The following is a 23345-nucleotide window of genomic DNA, read 5'->3' on the forward strand; positions in this document are numbered from 1 at the left end:
CATGAACCCGTCCCGCCTGTTCATCCTGCGGCCGGTGGCGACGACGCTGCTGATGCTGGCGATCCTGATCGTCGGCGGCGTGTCGTACCTGAACCTGCCGGTCTCGGCGCTGCCGGCCGTCGACTACCCGACGATCCAGATCCAGACCTTCTATCCGGGCGCGAGCCCCGAGGTGATGACCTCCTCGGTCACGGCGCCGCTGGAGCGGCAATTCGGCCAGCTCGCCAACCTCAATCAGATGACCTCGCAATCCTCGGCGGGCGCCTCGGTCATCACGCTGCAATTCAGCCTGGACCTGGCCCTCGACGTGGCCGAGCAGCAGGTCCAGGCCGCGATCAACGCCGCCGGCAACCTGCTGCCGTCGGACCTGCCGGCCCCGCCGATCTACGCCAAGGTCAACCCGGCCGACGCGCCGGTCCTGACGCTGGCTCTGACCTCGAAGACCCTGCCGCTGACCCAGGTGCGGGACCTCGCCGAGTCGCGGCTCGCCCAGAAGATCAGCCAGGTGGCGGGCGTCGGCCTGGTCAGCATCTCGGGGGGCCAGCGCCCGGCGATCCGGGTGCGGTTCAACGCCCGGGCGCTCGCCGCCTACGGGCTGAACATCGACGACCTGCGCACCACCATCACCAACCTGAACGTCAACACCCCCAAGGGCTCGATCGACGGGCCGAAGCAATCCTACGCGATCAACGCCAACGACCAGATCCGCGACCCGAAGGCCTATAATTCGGCGATCATCGCCTATCGCAACGGCGCCCCGGTGATGCTCTCGGAGGTCGCCGACGTGGTCGAGGGGCCGGAGAACACCAAGCTCGGCGCCTGGGCCGACGGGACGCCGGCGGTGATCCTCAACATCCAGCGCCAGCCGGGCGCCAACGTCATCGCCACGGTCGACAAGATCAAGGCGCTGCTGCCCCAGATGCAGGCGAGCCTGCCGACCGCGGTGGCGGTGGCGCCGCTCACCGACCGCACCACCACGATCCGGTCCTCCGTGGAGGACGTGCAGTTCGAGCTCGGGCTGGCGATCGCGCTGGTCGTGCTGGTGATCTTCCTGTTCCTGCGCAGCCTGTCGGCGACGCTGATCCCGAGCCTGTCGGTGCCCCTGTCGCTGATCGGCGCCCTCTCGGTGATGGACCTCTACGGCTTCTCCCTCGACAACCTGTCCCTGATGGCGCTGACCATCGCCACCGGCTTCGTGGTCGACGACGCCATCGTGGTGATCGAGAACATCGCCCGCCACGTGGAGGCCGGCGATTCGCCCCTCGAAGCGTCCCTGAAAGGGTCGCGCGAGATCGGCTTCACCATCATCTCGCTCACCGTCTCGCTGATCGCGGTGCTGATCCCGCTGCTGTTCATGGGCGACGTGGTCGGGCGCCTGTTCCACGAATTCGCGATCACGCTGGCGGCCACCATCGTGATCTCCGCGGTGGTCTCGCTGACCCTGGTGCCGATGCTGTGCGCGCGCCTGCTCAAGCACGTGCCCGAGGCCCAGATCCGCCGCCGCGAGGGCGTGGTGTCGCGCGCGGGCCGGCGCGCCATCGACGGCCTGATCGCCGGCTACGGCCGCGCCCTGCGCGTGGTCCTGAACCACCAGGGCCTGACCCTGCTGGTGGCCCTCGGGACCCTGGTCCTGACCGTCTACCTGTTCGTGGTCATCCCCAAGGGGTTCTTCCCGGTGCAGGATACCGGCGTGATCCAGGGCATCACGCAGGCGGACCAGTCGGTCTCCTACGGGGCGATGGCCGAGCGCCAGCAGCGGATGGCCGCGATCATCCTGCAGGATCCGGACGTGGCCAGCCTGTCCTCGTTCATCGGGGTCGACGGCCAGAACGTCACGCTCAATTCCGGCCGGATGCTGATCAACCTCAAGCCGCGCGACCAGCGGACGGACTCGGCCAGCGCGATCATCCGGCGGATCAATGCGGCGGCCCGGGCCGAGCCCGGCATGCGCCTGTACATGCAGCCGATCCAGGACCTGACCATCGACACCGCGGTCTCGGCGACCCAGTACCAAGTCATCCTCGAGACCCCGAACCTCAACGATTTCGAGACCTGGGTGCCGCGCTTCACCGAGGCCCTGGCGAAATCCCCCGTGGTCGCCGATGTGGCGAGCGACCACCAGGCGCAGGGGCTGGCCGCCTACGTCACCATCGACCGGCCCACGGCCGGCCGCTACGGCATTACCCCGGCGACCATCGACAACGCTCTCTACGACGCCTTCGGCCAGCGGATCATCTCGACGATCTTCACCCAGTCCAACCAGTACCGGGTGATCCTGGAGGCCGACCCGAACCTGCACACCACCCTGCGCAGCCTCGAGACGATTTACCTGCCGTCCTCGACAGCGGCCAACGGCCAGGTGCCGCTCTCCGCGGTGGCGCGGATCAGCGAGCGGCGGGCGCCCCTGCTGATCTCGCATCTCGGGCAGTTCCCCGCCACGACGGTGTCGTTCAACCTCGCACCCGGCGCGGCCCTCGGGCAGGCGGTCGAGGCGATCGAGCAGGCCAAGGCGGCGATCGACCTGCCGCCCTCGTTCCGGGTGGTGCCGCAGGGCTCGGTCTTCGCGTTCCAGTCGGCGCTCAGCAACGAGCTGTTCCTGGTGCTCGCGGCGATCATCACGGTCTACATCGTGTTGGGCGTGCTCTACGAGAGCTTCATCCACCCGATCACGATCCTGTCGACCCTGCCATCGGCCGGCATCGGGGCGCTGCTGGGCCTGATGCTGTTCGGCCTGTCCCTCGACATCATCGCGGTGATCGGCATCGTGCTGCTGATCGGCATCGTGAAGAAGAACGCGATCATGATGATCGACTTCGCGCTCCAGGCCGAGCGCGAGGACGGGCTCGATCCCCGGGAGGCGATCTTCCAGGCCTGCCTGCTGCGCTTCCGCCCGATCCTGATGACCACGCTGGCCGCCCTGTTCGCCGCAGTGCCGCTGATCCTCGGCACCGGCGTCGGCTCGGAGCTGCGCCAGCCGCTCGGCATCTGCATCGCCGGCGGCCTGATCGTCAGCCAAGTGCTGACCCTGTTCACGACCCCGGTGATTTATTTGGCGTTTGACCGGCTGGAACGCCGGATCGCCGGGCGGCGGGGTCCTGCCCTCGAAAGCGGCGAGGCGGTGCCGTGACGGGTCGGGACGATTCCGCGCCTCTCCCTCCCCCCTCTGCGGGGGAGGGTGGCCCCCGAAGGGGGTCGGGAGAGGGGAGCGACGGTGCAGGATGTGGCGCGCGCCGCGACGAGGGGCGCCGCTTCGACGCGATCTCGCCCCGCCTGCGCATCTTCGCGAAAGGTCAGCGCCGTGAGCGGACCCGTGCGGAGGATCTGTTCTGGCAGGAGGTGCGTGCCGGGCGCTTTCACGGACTCAAGTTCAGACGGCAAGTTCCGATCCCGCCCTATATCGCCGACTTCCTCTGTGCATCCGCACGATTGATCGTCGAGCTGGACGGTGAACCGCACGAGACCGACGCGCGTCGTCGCCGTGACGCGAAGCGCGATGCATGGCTGAAAAGCCAGGGCTTCGAGGTGCTGCGCTTCCCGAACGATCTTGTGCTGAGCAATCTCGGTCTGGTCCTCGACAGGGTGGGCGAGGCCGCCGAGGCGCGCGCCCTCTCCCTCCCCCCTCTGCGGGGGAGGGTGGGCCCCGAAGGGGGTCGGGAGAGGGGAGCAACGGTGCAGGATCCGGCTGAGGCCTTCATGAAGGCTGCGACCCATCCTGAAGCCGCGTCCCCTCTCCCGACCCCTGCTGACGCAGGGGCCACCCTCCCCCGCAGAGGGGGGAGGGAGAGGCGCGGAGCCGGTTGCGCTTCTTCCGATGAGCGCACGGCGGCTCTCCGCCAAGACTACGGGAGGCCTCTCCCGTGAACATCTCCGAGCCGTTCATCCGTCGGCCGGTCGCGACCACGCTGCTCACGATCGGCGTGCTGCTCGCCGGCCTGTTCGCGTTCCTGAAGCTGCCGGTGGCGCCGCTGCCGCAGATCGACTTTCCGGTCATCCTGGTCCAGGCGCAGATGCCGGGCGGGAGCCCTGAGACCATGGCGACCACCGTGGCGGCGCCCCTCGAGCGGCGGCTCGGCGCCATCGCGGACGTCAACGAGATGACGTCCACGAACGCGCTCGGCTCCACCCGGATCGTGCTGCTGTTCGGCCTGAACCGCGACATCGACGGGGCGGCCCGCGACGTGCAGGCGGCGATCAACGCGGCGCGCGCCGACCTGCCGGCCTCGCTCCGGCAGAATCCGACCTACCGCAAGTTCAACCCCGCCGACACGCCGATCATCATCCTGGGCCTGACCTCGGAGACGCTGACCCGCGGCCAGGTCTACGATTCGGCCGCCACGGTGGTGCAGCAGAAGCTCTCGCAGCTGCCGGGCGTCGGCAATGTCGATATCGGCGGCTCGTCCCTGCCGGCGGTGCGGGTGGAGCTCGATCCCACCGCCCTGTTCAATTACGGCATCGGCCTGGAAGGCATCCGGGCCGCGCTCGCCTCGGCCAACGCCAACTCGCCCAAGGGCGAGATCGATGCCGGCGGACGGCGCTACCAGCTCTACGCCAACGACCAGGGCCGCAAGGCCGCAGATTACCGCGACATCATCGTGGCCTACCGCAACGGCGCCGCGGTGAAGCTCACGGATGTGGGCCAGGTGCTCGACGGCGTCGAGGACAAGCGCAACCTCGGCATCGTCAACGGCAAGGACGGGGTGCTGCTGTTCGTCTACAAGCAGCCCGGCGCCAACGTGGTCGAGACCATCGACGCCGTGAAGAAGGCGCTGCCGCAGCTCACCGCGGCGCTGCCGGGCGGCATCGACATCAAGCTCACCGGCGACCGCAGCGCCACGATCCGGGCGTCGCTGGCGGCGACCGAGGAGACGCTGCTCGTGGCGGTCGGCCTCGTGATCCTGGTGGTGTTCGGCTTCCTGCGCTCCGGCCGGGCGACCCTGATCCCCGCGGTGGCGGTGCCGATCTCGATCATCGGCACCTTCTCGGCGATGTACCTGCTCGGCTACTCGCTCAACATCCTGTCGCTCACCGCCCTGATCATCGGCACCGGCTTCGTGGTCGACGACGCCATCGTGGTGCTGGAGAACGTCCAGCGCCACATCGAGGAGGGCAAGCCCCGGCTGCAGGCGGCCCTGATCGGCGCCCGGGAGGTCGGCTTCACGGTGATCTCGATGAGCCTGTCGCTCATCGCGGTGTTCCTGCCGATCCTGCTGATGGGCGGCCTGATCGGCCGGATCTTCCAGGAATTCTCCGTCACCCTGTCGCTGTCGATCCTGATCTCTCTGGTGCTGTCGCTCACGACGACACCGATGATGTGTGCCCGGCTGCTGCGGCCCGAGGGGCACGGGCGTCCGGCAGGACGCCGCCCGAATATCCTGATCCGCGGCCTGGAGGGCGGCTTCTCCTGGCTGCTCGACGCCTATGCCCGGACGCTCGCGGTGGCGCTGGCGCATCCGCGCCTCGTGCTGCTGAGCCTGCTCGCCACGGTGGGGCTCAACGTCTACCTCTACGTCATCGTGCCGAAGGGCTTCTTCCCCGAGCAGGATACCGGCCAGATGATGGGCGGCGTCCAGGCCGACCAGCGCATCTCGTTCCAGTCCATGGAGACCAAGCTCCGGCAGGCCACCACCATCGTGGGCGCGGATCCGGCGGTGGAAAGCGTCGTCGGCTTCACCGGCGGGCGCGGCACCAACTCGGCCAACGTGTTCATCGGCCTGAAGCCCATCGGCGAGCGGGCGCCGATCTCCGCCGTGATGGCGCGGCTCCGGCCGAAGCTCGCCCAGGTGGCGGGCGCGCGGCTCTACGTCTTCCCGCGTCAGGACCTGCAGATGGGCGGCCGCCAGAGCTTCGCCCAGTACCAGTACACCCTCCAGGGCGACACCGCCGAGGAGCTGTTCGCCGCCGCCCCGAAGCTGCTGGCCGCCCTGCAGAAGGACCCGACCTTCGCGGACGTCACCTCCGACCAGCAGGAGGGCGGGCTGGAGACCCGGGTCGTGATCGACCGCGCCACCGCGTTCCGGTACGGCATCACCCCGAACAAGATCGACAACACGCTGTACGACGCCTTCGGCCAGCGCCAGGTCTCGACGATCTACAACCCGCTGAACCAGTACCACGTCGTGATGGAGATCGCCCCGCGCTACCTGGAATCCCCCGAGACCCTGAAGCAGATCTTCGTCTCGACCTCCGGGGGCAACGCGCCGGGCTCGGCCGCCACCAACGCGGTGGCCGGCACCGTGGCGGCGGCGGGCGGCGTCAACACCAATGCAGCCACCGGCACCAGCAGTCCGGGGAGCGGCGCCACTGCGACGGGGGCCACGACCGGCACGGGCGCGGTCGGCGGCGGGTCCACCGGCGTCGCCGCCGCGGCGACCGCGGCCGCCAGCACGGCCGACGCATCGTCGAACGCCGCCGCGATCGCCTCCGATTCCGCCCGCAACGCCTCCTCGAACGCCATCGCGGCGAGCAAGGGCGGGGCCTCGTCGAGCGCGCCGGTCTCGGCCGCCAAGGAGACCATGGTCCCGCTGTCGGCCTTCGCGCGGATCGAGCCCGGCAACGCCCCCGTGCAGGTGAGCCACCAGGGCCTGTTCGTGGCGACCACGATCTCGTTCAACCTGGCGCCGGGCAAGAGCCTGTCGGATGCCACGGTGGCGATCGACCGGGCGATGTCGTCGCTGCGGCTGCCGGCCACGATCCACGGCGAATATGCCGGCGCGGCCAAGAACTACGTCGCCTCGGCCTCGCGCCAGCCGCTCCTGATCCTGGCCGCGATCCTGGCGGTCTACGCGGTGCTCGGCATCCTGTACGAGAGCTTCGTCCACCCGCTGACGATCCTCTCGACCCTGCCGTCGGCGGGCGTCGGGGCCGTGCTGGCCCTGCTGGTGACCGGCACCGAATTCACCATCATCGCGCTGATCGCGGTGTTCCTGCTGATCGGCATCGTGAAGAAGAACGCGATCATGATGATCGACGTGGCCCTCGACGCCGAGCGGACCCGGGGCGCGAATCCCGTGGACGCGATCCGCGAGGCCTGTCTCGTGCGCTTCCGGCCGATCATGATGACCACGCTCGCCGCGATGCTCGGGGCCGTGCCGCTGATCCTGGCCACCGGCGAGGGGGCCGAGCTGCGCCGGCCCCTGGGCATCGCCATCGTGGGCGGATTGATCGTGAGCCAGATCCTGACCCTGTACACCACCCCCGTCGTCTACCTGACCCTCGACCGCCTCCGGCACCGGGTGCTCGCCCGCCGCAGGCGCGCCGGGCGCGGCGGCGCAGCGGCATTGCCGGCCGGAGAGTGATGCGTCCGTTTTCACGTGAAACACCGGCGGCACCCGCGCGCGCGCCTCGCTCTATCGGCGCCGAGCACGCATCATCGATCGATGGACGCGACGCAGCCGGCGCATTCCCTCCCGCCTCTGCGGGGGGAGGGAGACGCGCCCGCGGCCTCGGGCTGCGCCATATTCTCTGTCTCCCCCTCATCCCCGCCCTGGCGGGCTGCGTGGTCGGCCCCGACTACGCCCGGCCCTCCGTCGAGACGCCGCTCGCCTACAAGGAAGGCGGCAAGCGGGAGGACAGCCCGGCCGTCGTGGCGGCGCGCAAGAAGGGTTGGCGCGAGGCCCGGCCCAACGACGCGGCCGAGCGGGGCGACTGGTGGCGGGTGTTCAAGGACCCGATCCTCGACCGCCTGATCCGCCTGGTCGACGTCGACAACCAATCCTTGCGGCAGGCGGTGGCAAATTACCGGCAGGCCCGGGCCCTGGTCGCCTCGGCCCAGGCCGCCCTGTACCCGACCGTCATCGGCGCCCCGAGCATCACCCGGACCGGCAGCGGCAACACCGTGCGCACCAGCGCGTCGCTGCTCGGCCAGGCCAGCTGGGAGCTCGACCTGTTCGGCGGCACCCGCCGGAACATCGAGAGCGAGGCGGCGCTCGCCCAGTCCGACGCCGCCACGATCGCGTTGACCCGCCTGACCATCCAGGCCGAGATCGCCGCCGACTACCTGACCGTGCGCTACGCCGACGCCCTCCAGAAGGTGCTCGACGAGAACGTCGCGAACTTCAAGAAGACGCTGGCCATCACCGAGAACCAGTACGCCGCCGGCGTCGCGGCCCGCTCCGACGTGATCACCGCGCAGACCCAGGTCCAGACCATCGAGGCCCAGGCCATCGCGGTCCGGCTGACCCGGGTGCAGTACGTCAACGCCATCGCCACCCTGATCGGGCGGCCGCCCTCGGAGGTCTCGATCCCGGTGGCCGGCATCGGCCGCAACCCGCCCGCCGTGCCGGTCGGGATCCCGTCCGACCTGCTCGAGCGCCGCCCCGACGTGGCCCAGGCCGAACGTCTGGTGCAGGGGCAGAGCGAGCGGATCGGCGTCGCGGTGGCGGCCTTCTTCCCGACCGTGACGATCTCGGCCCAGGGCGGGGTTTCCGGGCTGACCCGCAACGGCCTGTTCTCGGCCGCCAACCAGGTCTGGTCGACGACCGCGGCCGGGACCGAGGTCCTGTTCGACGGTGGCGCCCGGACGGCGGCCGTGCGCTCGGCCGAGGCCGGCTACGACGCGGCGGTGGCCAATTACCGGCAGGTGGTGCTCGCCGCCCTGGCGGAGGTCGAGAACCAGATGGCGGCCCTGCGCATCCTCGGCCTGCAGCAGGGGGCCCAGGATGCGGCCGTCGAATCCTCGCGCAAGGCCGTGGAGATCACCCTCAACGAGTACCGGGCCGGCACGCAGAACTTCACCACCGTGGTGACCGCGCAGGGCCTGCTCGTGAACAACGAGATCAACGCCCTCCAGGTCCGGCTCAGCCGCTTCACCGCGGCGGTCACGCTGATCCGGGCGCTCGGCGGCGGCTGGGACGTGCGCTCCCTGCCCAGCGACGCCGAATTGAAGGGCCCGACCCTGCCGATCGACCGGGGCGGCCAGGCCGTCCGGGTGGACGAGTAGCTTATCGGGGCTCCGCCCCCGAACCCCGCCAAAGGGCCGAGCCCTTTGGGATCCCGGATCAGGTATGCCCCGGGCAGGGCTGCACCTCGATCGTGACGTGGCTCAGGTCGCGCAGCCCGGCGAGCCGGGCCTTGTAATGGGCCGGCGGCTGCGGGTTGTCGCTGACCAGGGCGATCACGGCGGCGCGGTGGCCCGGCCCGACCTGCCAGAGATGCAGGTCGCTCACCCGGTCGCCGTCCGTCTCCAGGCGGGCACGGATCTCCGCCGTGGCGGCCGGCGACGGCCGCGCGTCAAGGAGCACGAGGCCGGCCGTGCGCAGGAGGCTCCAGGACCAGGCCAGGATCACCACCGTGCCGACCAGACCCATGGCCGGATCGAGCCAGGCGAGGCCGAGATAGCGCCCGCCGAGCAGGGCGGCGATCGCCAGCACCGAGGTCAGCGCGTCGGCCAGCACGTGGATGTAGGCGGCGCGGAAATTGGTATCGTGACCACCATGACCGTGCCCCCCGTGCCCACCATGGCTGTGGCCGCCATGGTCATGGCCGTGATGCCCATGGTCGTCATGGTCGTCGTGCAGGAGCCAGACGCTGGCGAGGTTCACGGCCAGCCCGAGGATGGCGATCGGGATCGCCTGCCCGAAGCCGATCGGCGCCGGATGGAGCAGCCGGTCGACGCTCTCGGCGCCGATCAGGAGCGCGACCAGGCCCAGGATGATCGCGCTGGCGAACGCCGCCAGATCCCCGAACTTGCCGGTGCCGAAGGTGAAGCGCGGATCCTCCGCGTGCCGCCGGGCGAAGCGATAGGCCAGGGCCGCGATGCCGAGCGCTGCCGCATGGGTCGACATGTGCCAGCCATCGGCCACCAGCGCCATCGAGCCGAACCAGGTGCCGCCGGCGATCTCGACCACCATCGTGACCGCCGTCAGCGCCACCACCGCCCAGGTCCGCCGCGCGTGCCGGTCGTGTCGATCCCCCAGGAAGACGTGGCCGTGGCTCCAGGGTTCGAGGGAATGGGTATGCATGCGCATCTCCGTTGCAATCGTCTCGGTGCAGCATAGCGGCGGACAGCCGGAACGGGCATTGCTACAGGCCAGTTGTCACGCCGATTTGCTGCACCGCAGCCCGATGGGAGCCAGGAATGGCCGAGCAGATGACACCCCTCAAAGATGATGCGGCCAGCGGCACCAAGCCGGCGCCGCCCTGCACGCTGGTGATCTTCGGAGCCGGGGGCGACCTGACCAAGCGCCTGCTGATGCCCTCGCTCTACAACCTCGCCGGGGCCGGGCTCCTGCCGGAGGGCTTCTCCATCCTGGGCGTCGACCATTCCGACGGCACCGACGAATCCCTGCGCGACAGCCTCACCAAGACCATGGAGGCGTTCAGCAAGGACCCGACCTCGGAGTTCCACGCCGACCATATCGATCCCAAGAGCTGGGGCTTCATCCGCGACCGGCTCCATTACCTGAAGGGCGATTTCGAGAAGCCCGAGACCTTCGCCGCGGTCAAAGACAAGGTGCGCGGCAGCGCGGTGTTCTACTGCGCGGTGGCGGCCCGCTTCTTCGGCACGATCGTCGACGGCCTCGGCCAGGCCGGGCTGCTCCGTCAAGAGAACGGCGATTTCCGCCGGGTGGTGATCGAGAAGCCGTTCGGCTCCGACCTCGCCTCCGCCCGGGAGCTCAACGCCCGGATCCTGAAACAGGGCGACGAGAGCCAGTTCTACCGGATCGACCACTTCCTCGGGAAGGAGACGGTCCAGTCGATCATGGCGTTCCGCTTCGCCAACGGCCTGCTGGAACCGGTCTGGCGGCGGGAATACATCGACAGCGTCCAGATCACCGCGGCCGAGACCGTGGGCGTCGAGGAGCGCGGCGGCTTCTACGAGCCGACCGGGGCGCTGCGGGACATGGTGCCCAACCACATGTTCCAGCTGCTCTGCATGGTCGCCATGGAGCCGCCGAACTCCTTCGACGCCGAGGCGGTGCGCTCGGAGAAGGCCAAGCTCGCCCAGGCCGTGAAGCCGATCCCCCCGGAGGACGCGGTGCGCGGCCAGTACACCGCCGGCACGTCCGAGGGGCACGACGTGCCGGGCTACCGCGACGAGCCGCATGTCGCCAAGGACTCGGTCACCGAGACCTACATCGCCCTCAAGCTCAACATCGAGAACTGGCGCTGGGCCGACGTGCCGTTCTACGTCCGCACCGGCAAGCGCATGACCGGGCGGCGCACCGAGATCGCGGTGCTGTTCAAGCCGGCCCCGTTCAAGATGTTCGAGGACACGCCCAACGCCGATCTCGGCCCGACCGTGATGCGGATCATGATCGACCCAGACCACGGGGTCAGCACCGAGTTCAACGTGAAGGTCCCGGGCCCGGAGATGCGGATCGGCCGGGTCGGCGCCGCGTTCCGCTACAAGGACTTCTTTCCGGACCAGCCGAATGTCGGCTACGAGACCCTGCTGTACGATTGCATGATCGGCGACGCGACCCTGTTCCAGCGGGCCGACAACATCGAGGCCGGCTGGGCGGCGGTCGATCCGCTGCTCAAAGGCTGGCCGCAGGCGGATGTAAAGCCCTATCCCGCCGGCAGCACCGGGCCGAAGGAGGCCGACGCGCTCCTGGCCCGCGACGGCCGCCATTGGCTCGGCCTCGACGGCAAGACGGATTGAAGGTCAGCGCCCTGGGGCTCGACATCGATCCTCCGGAATCCTGGATTCAAAAGGTCCGAGACCTTTTGCGGGTCCAGGGCAGCGCCTTGGTCCATCGGGGCTCCGCCCCGATACCCCGCCAAAGGGCTGAGCCCTTTGGGAACCCCGATCTCAGCGCCGCTTGAACGGCAGCATCGCGGCCACGGCGAGCGCGTCGACCCGGTTGTTCAGCGGGTCGCTGGCATGGCCCTTGACCCAGTGCCAGGCCACGTCGTGGCGCTCGCGGGCGGCGTCGATCCGGCGCCAGAGGTCCTCGTTCTTCACCGGCTTCTTGTCGGCGGTGCGCCAGCCCCGGGCCTTCCAATTGTGGATCCAGCTGGTGATTCCCTGGCGCAGGTACTGGGAGTCCGTGAACAGGTCGACCCGGCAGGGGCGCTTGAGCGCCTCCAGGGACTCGATCGCGGCCAGGATCTCCATGCGGTTGTTGGTGGTGAAGGCCTCGCCGCCCGAGAGCTCCTTCTGGGTGTCGCCGAAGATCAGGATCGCGCCCCAGCCGCCCGGGCCGGGATTCCCCGAGCAGGCGCCATCCGTGTAGATCTTCACCCGCGTCGGCTCGGACGCGGTCTCGGTCACGTCGTCGCTCATCCGTCCCTCAGGACTGCCGCCCGTAATCCTGCGCGTCCCGCGCCTGGCGGTGGAAGGTCAGCCGGTGATCGAATTCCCGCGGGTCCTTGGGCTTCACCAGGGCACCGGGCGGCACATTCAGCCAATCGACCAGGCGGGTCAGCATGAAGCGCAGCGCCGCACCCCGGCACAGGATCGGCAGCGCCGCGACCTCCGCGGGCTCCAGGGTCCGCACCGCCTCGTAGCCGGCAATCAACGCGGCCGCCATGTCCCGGTGGAAGGTGCCGTCGGCCTCGAAGCACCAGGCGTTGAGGCAGACCGCGAGGTCGTACGCGAAAGCGTCCGTGCAGGCGAAGTAGAAGTCGATCAGCCCCGAGAGGGCGTCGCCGATGAAGAACACGTTGTCGGTGAACAGGTCCGCGTGGATCACCCCGCCCGGCAGGTTTTCGGGCCAGGACGCTTCGAGGAGCGCGAGGTCGGCGCGGGTGCGCTCCGCCAGCCCCGGCGCGACCGAATCGGCCTGGGCCTCGGCCTGCGCGAAGAGCGGGCGCCAGGATTCCACCGAGAGGCTGTTCGCGCGCACCATACCAAAATCGGCGCCGGCGGCGTGCAGCTCGGCCAGCGCCCGGCCGAGTTCCCGGCAATGCTCGACGCCCGGTGTCTTGACCGAGACGCCTTCCAGGAAGCTGACGATGGCGGCGGGCCGCCCGCAGAGCTGGCCCAGAGCCGTGCCGGCCCGGTCCCGCACCGGCTGCGGGCAGGCGAGCCCCCGGGCGGAGAGATGCTCCATCAGCCCGATGAAGAACGGCAGATCCCCCTCTTGCACCCGCTTCTCGTAGAGGGTCAGGATGTAGCGGCCCTGGGTGGTCTGCAGGAAGAAGTTGGAATTCTCGACGCCCTCGGCGATGCCCTTGAAGGAGAGCAGGCTGCCGATGTCGTAGGCGGACAGGAACTCGGAGAGCGCCGCGTCGGATACCTCGGTGTAGACGGCCACGTGTTCGCGCTCGGGTTCGGGATTCGTTTGGGAGTCGGGATCGCCGATGAGCGTCGGCGAAACCGACGTCGATCCCGGGCTTCCCACCCATGCCCCTCATCCTGAGGTGCTGCGCGATCATCGATCGCGCAGCCTCGAAGGAGGCTTCCAGGGATCGGGGCGGAATCTGGAGTCCTCCTTCGAGGCCCGGCGATCTCCGATCGCCGGGCATCTCAGGATGAGGGTGTGGGTTGGAAGAACCTACTCGGCCGCTTCGCTGCGCAGCTCGCGCGGCAGCGGGAAGACCATGTCCTCGACCACCGTCGAGACCGTGTCGACGATCACGTCGTAGCGGGCGGCAAAGGCCTCGATGATCTCCTCGACCAGCACCTCGGGGGCCGAGGCGCCGGCCGTGAGGCCGAGCTTGCGGATGCCCTCGAAGGCCGGCCAGTCGATCTCCTCGGCGCGCAGCACGAGGCGGGTGATCGGGCAGCCGACGCGCTCGGCGACCTCGCGCAGGCGCTGCGAGTTCGAGGAGTTCGAGGAGCCGACCACGATCAGGGCGTCCACCAGTGGCGCCACCTGCTTTACCGCCTCCTGGCGGTTGGTGGTGGCGTAGCAGATGTCGTCCTTGTGCGGCCCGGTGATGTTCGGGAACTTCTTCTTCAGCGCCTCGACGATGTGGCGGGTGTCGTCGACCGACAGGGTCGTCTGGGTGACCCAGGCGAGGTTGTCGGGATTCTCGGGCGTCAGGGCCTGGATCTGGTCCAGATCCTCCACCAGGGTGATCGAACCCTTGGGCAGCTGGCCCATGGTGCCGACCACCTCGGGATGGCCGGAATGGCCGACCAGCAGCACGTGGCGGCCGCGCTTGTGGTGGATCTCGGCCTCGCGGTGCACCTTGGTCACCAGCGGGCAGGTGGCGTCGATCGTGGTCAGCCCGCGGGAATCGGCGTTGGCCGGCACGGTCTTGGCGACGCCGTGGGCGGAGAAGATCACCGGGGCGCCGCTATCGGGCACCTCGTCGAGCTCGCGCACGAACACGGCGCCCTTCCGCTTCAGGCTCTCGACCACGTACTTGTTGTGGACGATCTCGTGCCGGACGTAGACGGGCGGCCCGTAGAGGGCGAGAGCCCGCTCGACCACGTCGATGGCCCGCACCACGCCGGCGCAGAAGCCGCGGGGGGCACAGAGCAGGATCTCCAACGGCGGCTTGCCGGTGGTGCCTTCACCAGAGGGGCTCTGGGCGGGCGCGAGGGACGCGATGTCTGCGGTCATGGGGGCGATGTGGCGAGGGCGGGGCTGTCCTGTCAACGGTCCTGGACTGCGAACCGGGCAGGAAGACGACCGCGGAGCGCCTCTGTAGCACGTTTGCCGCGCCAATTGGACCCGGGGCGCCCGGATACGCCCCCTAGAGCCGCCGGATCCCCGTCACCGCCCCAAAACTGTTCTCGCGGATCCGGGCGACTGCGCCGGCCAGGGGCTCGACCGCCACGGCCATGTGGTGGCCGTTGGCGTGGATCAGCGTCTCAGGGTCGAGCATCAGCCCGACATGGCCGCGCCAGAACACGAAGTCGCCCCGGCGCAATCCTTCCAACGCCAGCGGCAGCGCCCGGCCGAGGTCGCGCTCCTGCATGTCCGCGTCGCGCGGGCAGGGGAGGCCGGCGGCGTCGAGGCAGAGCTGCACGAGGCCGGAGCAATCGAGCCCCAGGGTGGTGCGGCCGCCCCAGAGATAGGGAATGCCGACAAGCCGCTCGGCCGTGGCGGCGTAATCGGGCTGGTGCTGCGCCAGCGGGGCGCAGTGGCGCGCGAAGACGTAGCCGCCGGGGGACTCCAGGTAGGCCCCCGCCTCACCGGTGACCACGAGGCGCGCGCCGAGGCTGAGATGCGCGCGCACCGGCCGCTTCAGGTCGGGCTCGGGATACAGGAAGGTGCGCAACGCCGTGACCCGATGGGTCGGCTCGGGATCGGCGTCGCCCAGGGATTCGGCCGGCAGGTAGCCGACATAGCCGTCCCGGACGAGCTGCACGAAGGCGAACCCGTCCTGCTCGGCGTAGAGGGTGATGGCATCGCCGAGCAGCGCCTCGGTGTCGAGCCCAGCTTCCGGGGCGGGTTCGCGCCGCAGGGGGGCCGAGGGTGCCGTGACACGGCGGGGGCTGCCGGCCACGAAGCGCGCGGCATTGACCCGGCCGCGCAGGCGTTCATCGGCGATGTCGGCGCGCGCGGGGGTCAGCCGCGGATCAAGGGTCTCGGTCATGAGGCGACGCTATCACAGCCGCCTTCACGATGGGGTGCCGGTTCGCGGCCGGCATACGAAACCGTTGTGCTCGCGCGGTTGCGCTTCTATGTCGCAGCCACCTGCCGACAGGAAACGATTCGGAGCCGATGTGTTCGCGTCCTTGGCGGCGCTGCTGCTGGCCCCTGTGCTGCGGTAGAAACAGCCCGCCAGGCATGCACCCGCGACGGCGGTCGAACGTTTTTGATGCACTGCACAACCGGACCGGAAGGCGCTATGTCTGGCCTATGAAGACTGCGAGTCGCCCCGTGAAGAAGACGCAGAAGAGCTTCGCCGACCTGCCGCCGATCCGGGTGCGTCGCGAGCCGCCGACGATCACCGAGGCGGTCGCGGCCGCCCAGGACTTGGCCGACGATGTGGAGCAGCAGGCCGAGATCGCGGCCGGCCTGATAGGCCTGCCCGTCGACGAGGTCCGCCCCCACGTGCTCGCCGCTAAGAAGGCGAAGCCCGAACGCGTGCCCGAGCGGATCCTGACCCAGGCGAGCCCGAGCCGGGCGCCACGCACCGTCGTGGTCGAGCGCCGCACCCGCCCGACCGTGGTGATCGAGCGCCGCACCCGACCCCTCGCACCCTCGCGCTGACGGGATCCGGCGCTACCAGGGCAGCGTCTCGCCCCGATAATCGAGGTAGTGGGCGCCCGGCCACCCGAGTTGTGCGGTGATCACGTCGGCGAGGCCCGTAACGCCGGTCGCCACGTCGATATCGGCCTCCGCGCCGCCTATATCGGTGCGGACCCAGCCCGGGTGCAGGATCAGCACCGAGACATTGTCGGCCCGGTGCCGGATCTCAAAGCTGCGCGCCAGGGTGTTCAACGCCGCCTTGCTGGCCCGGTAGTTTTCTCAGCCGCCCGACGCGTTCAGGCTGACGCTGCCGAGGATCGAGCTCATCAGGGCGAGGCTGCCGCCGGGCGCGAGGCGATTGAGAAAAGCCTCCGCGAAGCGCATCGGGCTGATCGCGTTGGTGAGATAGGCCTGCGCGGCGACCTCCCGCGGCACCGCGTGCAGCGGATCATGCGCCTGCGTGGCGACGCCGGCCACCACAAAGATCAGGTCGAAGCGCTGGTCGGCCAAGCGATCGTGCAGGGCCGCGACGCCGGCATCGTCGTCGATGTCGGCGGTCCCGACGCGCAGGGATTTCGCGTCCAGGCCGGCGAGGTCGGGGGACGGGCTGCGCTGGGTCGCGGTGACCTGCCGGCCCCGTTCCAGAAACGTTTCGACGAGGCCGAGCCCCAGGCCCCGGGAGGCCCCGACGATCAGCGCGTTCCTTTGAGACTGGGTCATGGTTGGGCTCCCGATTCCGGTCGGATAATGGGGATCGGGTCCGGAGGTTTCGCGACTGGGGCCAGTTTGCGAGGAGGTGGCGCTTAAGGTTCGCCCGTGAGCAGCATGATCGGATCACGGTTTGTTCTACCATGCACGCGCAGGCAGCAGACACGGCCGTTCCATCCCTTCACGACCCTTTTTGGGCTGGAGGGAGTGTTTGCTTTCCGGCGGTCCGAACGGCCTGGCTTAACGGAATCAATTGAGGGCGGCTTGTTCGACTCGTTGCATGGGTTGGCACGGAGCAGACGGAATCACGTTGCAGAGCATTTCGCCCGCGCCTGAAAGACCGCCGCGTCAACCCGACAGAATCTGAACCGTTCTGGCAGTCCGATATCGGCGTAGACGCGTTATCGTGAAACCGATCAATGACCTGTCCCGCACGGCCCCAAACCCGACGCAGCCTCATTCGATCATTCTATGGGCGTTGTTTTAACTTATGCGCGAGCGCGAGGGTCCGCTCGGCGACAGCATCTGTGTTCAAGTACTCAAATTCCGCAAATCGTCCGACCGACATTATATCAACGCTTTCAAGGTAGGATAGTATTTTATCGACGTTTTTTCGATGATCCAGATCATAAATTACATAAGCATAGTTCTCATGTCTAATTGCCACATCGATGATATCAGATCGATCAATAAATCCAGCTTTCACCATCCCCGCGATGACCTGCTCAACGATAGTGTTTTTTGACACAGTGGAAAGATAGCTACCCGGCCTAAACGTCACCTCGGCCATGAGCGTACTGCCACCGTCCGGCATACAATATTGTTCACCCAGATGATTGAGTTTTGACAATCGGTGGAATATTACATCTTCGTCCGGGATATATAAACCGAAATGGTCCCCGATCTTATCCTTTCGGACTTGGACAACGACAATATATATTGAATTATAGAGCAACCGGTCCAACGTTCGGATTATATCACCTGGTGGCTGAAGCATTTTCAGCAATTCTTGCATCGGTATAGTGCTCACGATTTTTTTGGCAAAAATTTCTTCTTTGTGGGTCTTTATTTTCCAACCCGCCGCCGACTTTTCCAATGCACAAACCTGAGCGTCGGTGCACACCGTTTGCCCCTTCGCCTCGGCACGTACCTTGTAACTGTCAACCAATGTCTGAAAACCGCCACTTACGGGGTAATGGTAGTACAGCTGATGTGTGTAGCCTTCCGATGCTATGCCGTTTGCAGATGCAATCACATCTTCGCGGGGAGGCTTCGGAATACGATCGACCATCTGTTTATCCATACAGGATGGATCGAATTTCCAGATTTTCTCGTTGTATGGTTTAAGATATAGTCGCGTGATGCCTTCGCCGAAAGTACTCAGAAAAAACTGTAGCATATTTGTACTGAAGTAGCGATCATACGGATTGTGCAAAAATTCCCGCAAACAATAATCTCGGTCTATTGTATCGAGAGACGAAAGATCATTCTCGAAAGGATACTTAATGTATCGTCCCTTGAGGACAATTTTATTAGATCGTCTGATTTTATTCGTCTTGATCATTGACGTGTGAAGATCAAGAATCTCCTGATTCTTCGAAAATATGACATGTGGGCCGATATCATAATCAATGCCATTAAGCGCATAGCTGCGACTGAGTCCACCAACCCGGTCCTGAGCTTCCAAGACGATGCTGCTTCCATCTATGAATGAAGCAAACGACAGCCCTGCGATTCCTCCCCCCAAAATAGCATACTCGTACATAATATCGTGTCCTTTTGATCTTTAGATTTTATCGTATAAGAATATACGATCTTATAGAATTTGACGTCCGAATCTCGATATCCCACCATATTCAAGGTAGTCCGCCGTGACACCATATGCTTGACAGACCATCTGCAAATCCCGGCATGCAGCCTCAGTGTCATAGCTCTGTCCCACAGGACGTGTGTGATGCACGGGAACGGCGTCGATCACACCGATGCGATTTCTAGGATCTCCAAGGATGACGGGCCAAGCATAATCCAATCCCCAACCGCTTGGTCCAAAATGGAAGGTTCCGCAACAACGACGCAGTGCTGATTGTGAAAAGAACGGAGTCATAATCTCTACGAAATTCGTGAATCTTACAATTTTGTCCGGCTGTTGGCGGAGAATAGAATGAGAGATATAACTGTCATGTGATAGTGATGGCTGCCCGAGAATCAAATTAAAATCGACACAGAGCTGAAATATCTTATTTAAATCCCTCCAGCTCGTGACGATATCGTCGTCCGGGAACGCGACGTAGTCGTAATCAAAGATTGGACTTCCGGGATAGCAAAGTCGATGCAGGCATTGCAGTTTATTGCCCTTCCTTAATAGGACGCTGTATTCTGATGGTGGACGCTGGGAAAACGAGGTCTCATCACCATACCATGCCAAGCAAAGATCCCATGATCTGCGATTGGGATCAATATCTTGAGGCCATTGCGTATGAAGCGATTTCGAATTGGCGGATAAAACAACCAAATGTTTTTTACGATTTGCGATCGGTTCAAGAACTTGAATTTCTTGTGAGAAAGGCGCACGTGCGTACCGATCCGTTTCTCTGAGGTAATGTGTTTTGATCTGCCCTGATTCATCGATCCCAGCCAGCACCATTTTCTGTGGTGTCGACGTGCGATCAATGACAAATCTGACTACAGTAGCATTGGATTCATCCTTGAAATGAACCATTTCATTTTCAATACACCAGCGTACAACCCTAGGATTTCGGATGCCGCCAATTTCCCCGTCTTCGTTCAAAATAAGTTGAGGAGAAATGACGCTACCGTCGACGCTGCTGAAAACCCATGCGTACTTGCATAATGATGCCTCGGCTTGCTTGGACGGATTTCGCGTGTGGGCGTCTGTTGGGTGAGGAAGTCTATTTTCCGTCAATTGCCTATTATTAGAATCTTTTTTGGCTGAATCTCGCAATTTTCGTTTTAGATCCATTGATTCATTTCCCGTATCCGCTGTATTTTCTTGGTCGTATGAATCTAAATGCATAATATTCATCCTGGAATCGGGCATCTGTGTCCCACATTACACGGGCTCTTTTGTGATTACCATCCCTATGACTCACCGCTCTCGGCATTGCGGATAATACTATGCATCGGGTTACGGCGGTTCTGCTGCCGCGGAATGGGCTGCCGACGCTGGATCTTCGCCAAGACACGTGCGAGCGTCCACATGTCATGGGTCCGGCGCGCACGATAGTTGCGCGAGGCCCAGGCCGGAGTTGGGAGGGACTTGCCTACAACGGAGAACGCCGCACGCCTCAAACAGCCTCTACACGCTGGCGAGTTGCTGAACGGTGCTGCGGCTCGTCATCCCCGTCGGTGTCGGCGATTGGGGGATGCGGAAGGACAGTCGTTACGGCACGATCCTGCTCGACCTCGGCCGTCACCGCGTGAGCACTCTGCTCCCGGATCAGGCCGCCCCACCCCACCGGCTTATCTGTCGACAAGCACGGAAGCCCCCTGGACTTTTTGCTCGCCGCCAGCCGGCATGTTGATGCCAGCATGCGATCCTTCTGCAAGCTGGCAGCAAAAAAGGAGCTCTGCTCTGGCCGAAAGTGGCCTCCGGTCCAGCTCAGCAGAAGGCGCGTGCTCCCGGAAACAATCAATCCGCCGTCTGCACCGACCACGTGGCGTGGCGGATGCCCGGGGCGCGGGCGAGGTCGTTGGTCACGGCGTCGAGTTCCTCGGCCTTCACGGCGCTCGCCGTCAGCGTCGCGACCACGTCGACCGCACCCTCGCCGCGCTCCTCCACCTCGACGCTGCTCACCGGATAATTCGCCGCCTCCAGGCGCTCGACCAGCAGGTCCTGGGCGGGGCCGGCCTCGCCGGGCGCGGTGGTCACCTGGACCTCGTAGGTCGCCTCGGTCGCGGATTCGCGGATCGGCGCGCGGTTGATGGCGTTCACCAGCGGCCGCAGCGCCGTGTTGCAGGTCAGCACCGTGACAGTGACGAACACCGCCTCCAGGGGCAGGTCGGCACCGCAGAACGCCCCCACGGCGGCGGAGCACCACAGGGTCGCGGCCGTGTTGAGGCCGCGCACGTTCATCCCCTCCTTCATGATCACGCCGGCGCCCAGGAAGCCGATGCCGGAGATCACGTAGGCCACGGTGCGGGTGCCGCCGTCCGGGCCGGTCAGCCGCATGCCGAGATCGACGAAGGCCGAGGCGCCGATCGCCACCAGCACCGCCGTGCGCAGGCCCGCGGTGCGCTGCCGGTACTGCCGCTCGGCCCCGATCGCGGTGCCGAGCACGAAAGCCACCATCAGGCCGATGGCGGATTTCAGTTCTTCCGGGATGGCGGCGTAGCTGGTCATGGCGGTCTCTTGCGAGGGGAGACGTGACGAAACCGTGACATCATGGCTCGGCCGCCCCACCAAAGGCGGAACCCATCGGGATTGACGGCCCCACCGGGCAGCAGGCACACCGGCTCCAACCTGAGGATCCCATGAGAATACGGGACCCGGCCGAGGAGACGTGCAGGATGCAGGACACGGCCCCCGCGGCAGGAGTTTGTCTCCCCGCACGAGCGTTTCCCGCATGAGCGGCGCCCTCGTCGAAAGCCGGCCCGCCGCTCTCACCCCGGATGCCGCCACCCCGGATGCGGCCCTGCACGGGCGGGTCATGGCGCTCCGCGACGGTCTGGAGCGCGGCCTGATCGGCAGCGCCGGCCTGGTCGAGCGCCTGCTGATCGGACTTCTCACCGGCGGCCATCTCCTGATCGAGGGCGCGCCGGGCCTGGCCAAGACCCGCGCGGTCAAGCGGCTGGCCGACGGGCTCGACGGCTCGTTCGCCCGCATCCAGTGCACCCCGGACCTGATGCCGGCCGACCTCACCGGCACCACGGTCTGGCGCCAGGACAGCGGCAACTTCGAATTCCTGCAAGGCCCCCTGTTCCACGCCCTGGTGCTGGTGGACGAGGTCAACCGCGCGCCGCCGAAGGTGCAATCGGCCCTGCTCGAGGCGATGGCCGAGGGGCAGATCACGGTCTCGGGGTCGACCCATCCGCTCGCCGACCCGTTCATGGTCGTGGCGACCCAGAACCCGATCGAGCATGCCGGCACCTTCCCGCTGCCGGAGGCGCAGCTCGACCGCTTCCTGCTGCATGTCGTGGTCGAGATGCCCGACGAGGCCACCGAGCGGGCGATCCTCGACCTCGTGGAGGGCGAGATCACCCACCATGTCGAGGCGATGCCGGTGCGCCTGTCGCTCGCCGACGTGCGCGCCGCCCGGGAGGCCGCGCTCGCCACCTACGTGTCGCCGGCGCTCAAGGATTACCTGGTCCGCCTGGTGGCGGCGACCCGCACCGATGCGGCGGCGCCGGACCTGCGGGCGATGATCGAGCATCCCGCCTCGCCGCGCGGCACCCTGGCGCTGATGATGGCCGGCAAGGCCCGGGCCTGGCTCCGGGGCCGGGACCACGTCACCCCGGAGGACGTCACGGAGCTCGCCCGGGACGCGCTCTCCCACCGGATCGGCCTGACCTGGCGGGCCGCCGCCGAGGGCAAGACCGCCCGCGGCCTGGTCGGCGAGCTGGTGCAGCGGGTGCGGGCGCTCTGAGCGTGTTCGGGTTCGGAAAAGCGCACCGCCCATCGTCCCCCGCAGAGGGGGGAGGGAAGGGCGCGGGATCCGCCCAGTCCCAAAAAAACGGCATCCACCTCTCCGGCGAGGCCCTGATGGGCCTGCGCCATCTCGCCCGGCGGGGCGCGGCGCCAGCGACCCGGACGCTCGCGGGCCTGCCCGGCGGCATCGTCACGAAGCGGCGCGGACGCGGCTCCGAGCCGGAGGACGTGCGGCTCTGGTCCGAGGGCGACGACCGCCGGTTCATCGACCGCAACGCCACCGCGCGCACCGGGCAGCTGCATGTGCGCACCCATCACGACGAGCGCGACCGTGCCGTGGTGCTGCTCGCCGATTTCCGGCCCTCCATGCTGTTCGGCACCCGCCGGGCCCTGCGCTCGGTGGCCGCCGCCGAGGCCCTGGCGCTGCTCGGCTGGCGGGTGGCGGCCGATGGCGGCCGGGTCGGCCTCGCCGTGGCGACCGCCGGGGCGCCGACGGTGCTGCGCCCGTCCGGCGGCGAGCGCGCCATGATCGCGGTGACCGGGGCCCTGGCCCAGGCCCATGCCGGCGCCCTCGAGGCCGCCGGCGCGGCCGGATCCGACGCGCCCCTGGAGCCGATCCTCGGGCTCGCCCGCAGCCTGCTGCCCGCGGGCGGCCACCTGGTCATCGCCAGCGCCCTCGACGCCCCCGGGCCTGGCTTCGACGCCACGCTGACCCTGCTGGCCGAGCGGGTCGCGATCCGGCTCATCCTGGTGAGCGACGCCTTCGAGCGCGTCCGCCCACCGGGCTTCTACCCCTTCGCCCTGGCGGATGGCCGGCGCGGGACCGCACTTCCCGCAGCGTTGCCGGGCGAGACCGCCGAGGCCCGGCTCGCCGATTACGCCCGCCGGGGCATCGCCGGATTGCGCCTCGACGTCGAGGCCGGTCCCGAAGCCTACGCGCCGCTGATGGAGCGCCTCGATGCGGTGCTGTGAGGCCGGAACACCTCCTCGCCATCTGG

16 protein-coding genes and 1 pseudogene are annotated in these 23345 nt (G+C 67.0%); 8 read left to right on the top strand and 9 right to left on the bottom strand.

What is annotated here, in order from left to right:
• Position 1: 1 nt before the first annotated feature.
• The 4 genes from BMZ47_RS17090 to BMZ47_RS17105 all read left to right on the top strand — a co-directional run bounded on the left by BMZ47_RS17090 (position 2) and on the right by BMZ47_RS17105 (position 8938).
• Positions 2-3127, top strand: a complete 3126-nt coding sequence (locus tag BMZ47_RS17090) for an MdtB/MuxB family multidrug efflux RND transporter permease subunit (RefSeq protein ID WP_091863533.1) — start codon at positions 2-4, stop codon at positions 3125-3127.
• On the top strand, positions 3124-3861 hold the full coding sequence (locus BMZ47_RS17095; protein WP_244536848.1) for an endonuclease domain-containing protein: 738 nt from the start codon (positions 3124-3126) through the stop codon (positions 3859-3861). Before BMZ47_RS17090 ends, BMZ47_RS17095 begins: the two co-directional genes overlap by 4 nt.
• Positions 3858-7295 (top strand): efflux RND transporter permease subunit, encoded by a 3438-nt coding sequence (locus BMZ47_RS17100; protein WP_091863534.1) that lies wholly within the window; start codon positions 3858-3860, stop codon positions 7293-7295. The genes BMZ47_RS17095 and BMZ47_RS17100 overlap by 4 nt, the downstream gene beginning before the upstream one ends.
• A 152-nt stretch (positions 7296-7447) precedes the next feature.
• Positions 7448-8938, top strand: coding sequence for an efflux transporter outer membrane subunit (locus BMZ47_RS17105; protein ID WP_139221014.1), 1491 nt, complete (start codon positions 7448-7450; stop codon positions 8936-8938).
• Between the two features lie 58 nt (positions 8939-8996).
• Here the strand turns inward: BMZ47_RS17105 and dmeF are convergent, their stop codons facing one another.
• Positions 8997-9959 carry a CDF family Co(II)/Ni(II) efflux transporter DmeF gene (dmeF, locus tag BMZ47_RS17110; RefSeq protein WP_091863609.1) on the bottom strand — a complete coding sequence of 321 codons (963 nt, stop codon included), beginning with the start codon at positions 9957-9959 and terminating at the stop codon, positions 8997-8999.
• 116 nt (positions 9960-10075) lie between these two features.
• Between dmeF and zwf the strand changes: the two genes are divergently transcribed.
• On the top strand, positions 10076-11602 hold the full coding sequence (gene zwf / locus BMZ47_RS17115) for a glucose-6-phosphate dehydrogenase (RefSeq protein WP_091863536.1): 1527 nt from the start codon (positions 10076-10078) through the stop codon (positions 11600-11602).
• Between the two features lie 150 nt (positions 11603-11752).
• Here zwf and rnhA read toward each other — a convergent pair whose 3' ends face one another.
• The 4 genes from rnhA to BMZ47_RS17135 form a co-directional block, all read right to left on the bottom strand.
• On the bottom strand, positions 11753-12226 hold the full coding sequence (gene rnhA / locus BMZ47_RS17120; protein ID WP_007565331.1) for a ribonuclease HI: 474 nt from the start codon (positions 12224-12226) through the stop codon (positions 11753-11755).
• A gap of 7 nt (positions 12227-12233) precedes the next feature.
• Entirely contained in the window at positions 12234-13199 is a 966-nt protein-coding gene (gene thrB, locus BMZ47_RS17125) for a homoserine kinase (RefSeq protein ID WP_091863537.1), read from the bottom strand.
• Positions 13200-13439: 240 nt separating this feature from the next.
• On the bottom strand, positions 13440-14456 hold the full coding sequence (gene ispH, locus BMZ47_RS17130) for a 4-hydroxy-3-methylbut-2-enyl diphosphate reductase (protein WP_007565327.1): 1017 nt from the start codon (positions 14454-14456) through the stop codon (positions 13440-13442).
• 133 nt (positions 14457-14589) lie between these two features.
• Positions 14590-15435 (bottom strand): C40 family peptidase, encoded by an 846-nt coding sequence (locus BMZ47_RS17135; RefSeq protein WP_091863538.1) that lies wholly within the window; start codon positions 15433-15435, stop codon positions 14590-14592.
• Between the two features lie 287 nt (positions 15436-15722).
• On the opposite strand from BMZ47_RS17135, the gene BMZ47_RS17140 reads away from it, so the two are divergent.
• Positions 15723-16055, top strand: a complete 333-nt coding sequence (locus BMZ47_RS17140) for a hypothetical protein (RefSeq protein ID WP_244536849.1) — start codon at positions 15723-15725, stop codon at positions 16053-16055.
• A gap of 12 nt (positions 16056-16067) precedes the next feature.
• On the opposite strand, the pseudogene BMZ47_RS17145 reads toward BMZ47_RS17140, so the two are convergent.
• The 4 genes and pseudogenes from BMZ47_RS17145 to BMZ47_RS17155 all read right to left on the bottom strand — a co-directional run bounded on the left by BMZ47_RS17145 (position 16068) and on the right by BMZ47_RS17155 (position 21102).
• Positions 16068-16754, bottom strand: a pseudogene (locus BMZ47_RS17145) (SDR family NAD(P)-dependent oxidoreductase).
• Positions 16755-17211: 457 nt separating this feature from the next.
• Positions 17212-18507 carry a protoporphyrinogen/coproporphyrinogen oxidase gene (locus BMZ47_RS17150; protein WP_091863540.1) on the bottom strand — a complete coding sequence of 432 codons (1296 nt, stop codon included), beginning with the start codon at positions 18505-18507 and terminating at the stop codon, positions 17212-17214.
• Between the two features lie 51 nt (positions 18508-18558).
• Positions 18559-19776: a DUF707 domain-containing protein gene (locus BMZ47_RS28085; protein ID WP_167369058.1), complete on the bottom strand. Its 1218-nt coding sequence runs from the start codon at positions 19774-19776 to the stop codon at positions 18559-18561.
• Between the two features lie 615 nt (positions 19777-20391).
• Positions 20392-21102, bottom strand: coding sequence for an MgtC/SapB family protein (locus BMZ47_RS17155; RefSeq protein WP_091863541.1), 711 nt, complete (start codon positions 21100-21102; stop codon positions 20392-20394).
• Positions 21103-21325: 223 nt separating this feature from the next.
• On the opposite strand from BMZ47_RS17155, the gene BMZ47_RS17160 reads away from it, so the two are divergent.
• Complete coding sequence (locus tag BMZ47_RS17160; protein WP_425285071.1) at positions 21326-22345, top strand: AAA family ATPase; 1020 nt, start codon at positions 21326-21328, stop codon at positions 22343-22345.
• 116 nt (positions 22346-22461) lie between these two features.
• Positions 22462-23319 (top strand): DUF58 domain-containing protein, encoded by an 858-nt coding sequence (locus tag BMZ47_RS17165; protein WP_208601064.1) that lies wholly within the window; start codon positions 22462-22464, stop codon positions 23317-23319.
• Positions 23320-23345 lie beyond the last annotated feature (26 nt).

Origin of the sequence: Methylobacterium brachiatum (genome assembly GCF_900113845.1) — a bacterium.
GTDB classification, from domain to species: Bacteria; Pseudomonadota; Alphaproteobacteria; order Rhizobiales; family Beijerinckiaceae; genus Methylobacterium; species Methylobacterium brachiatum.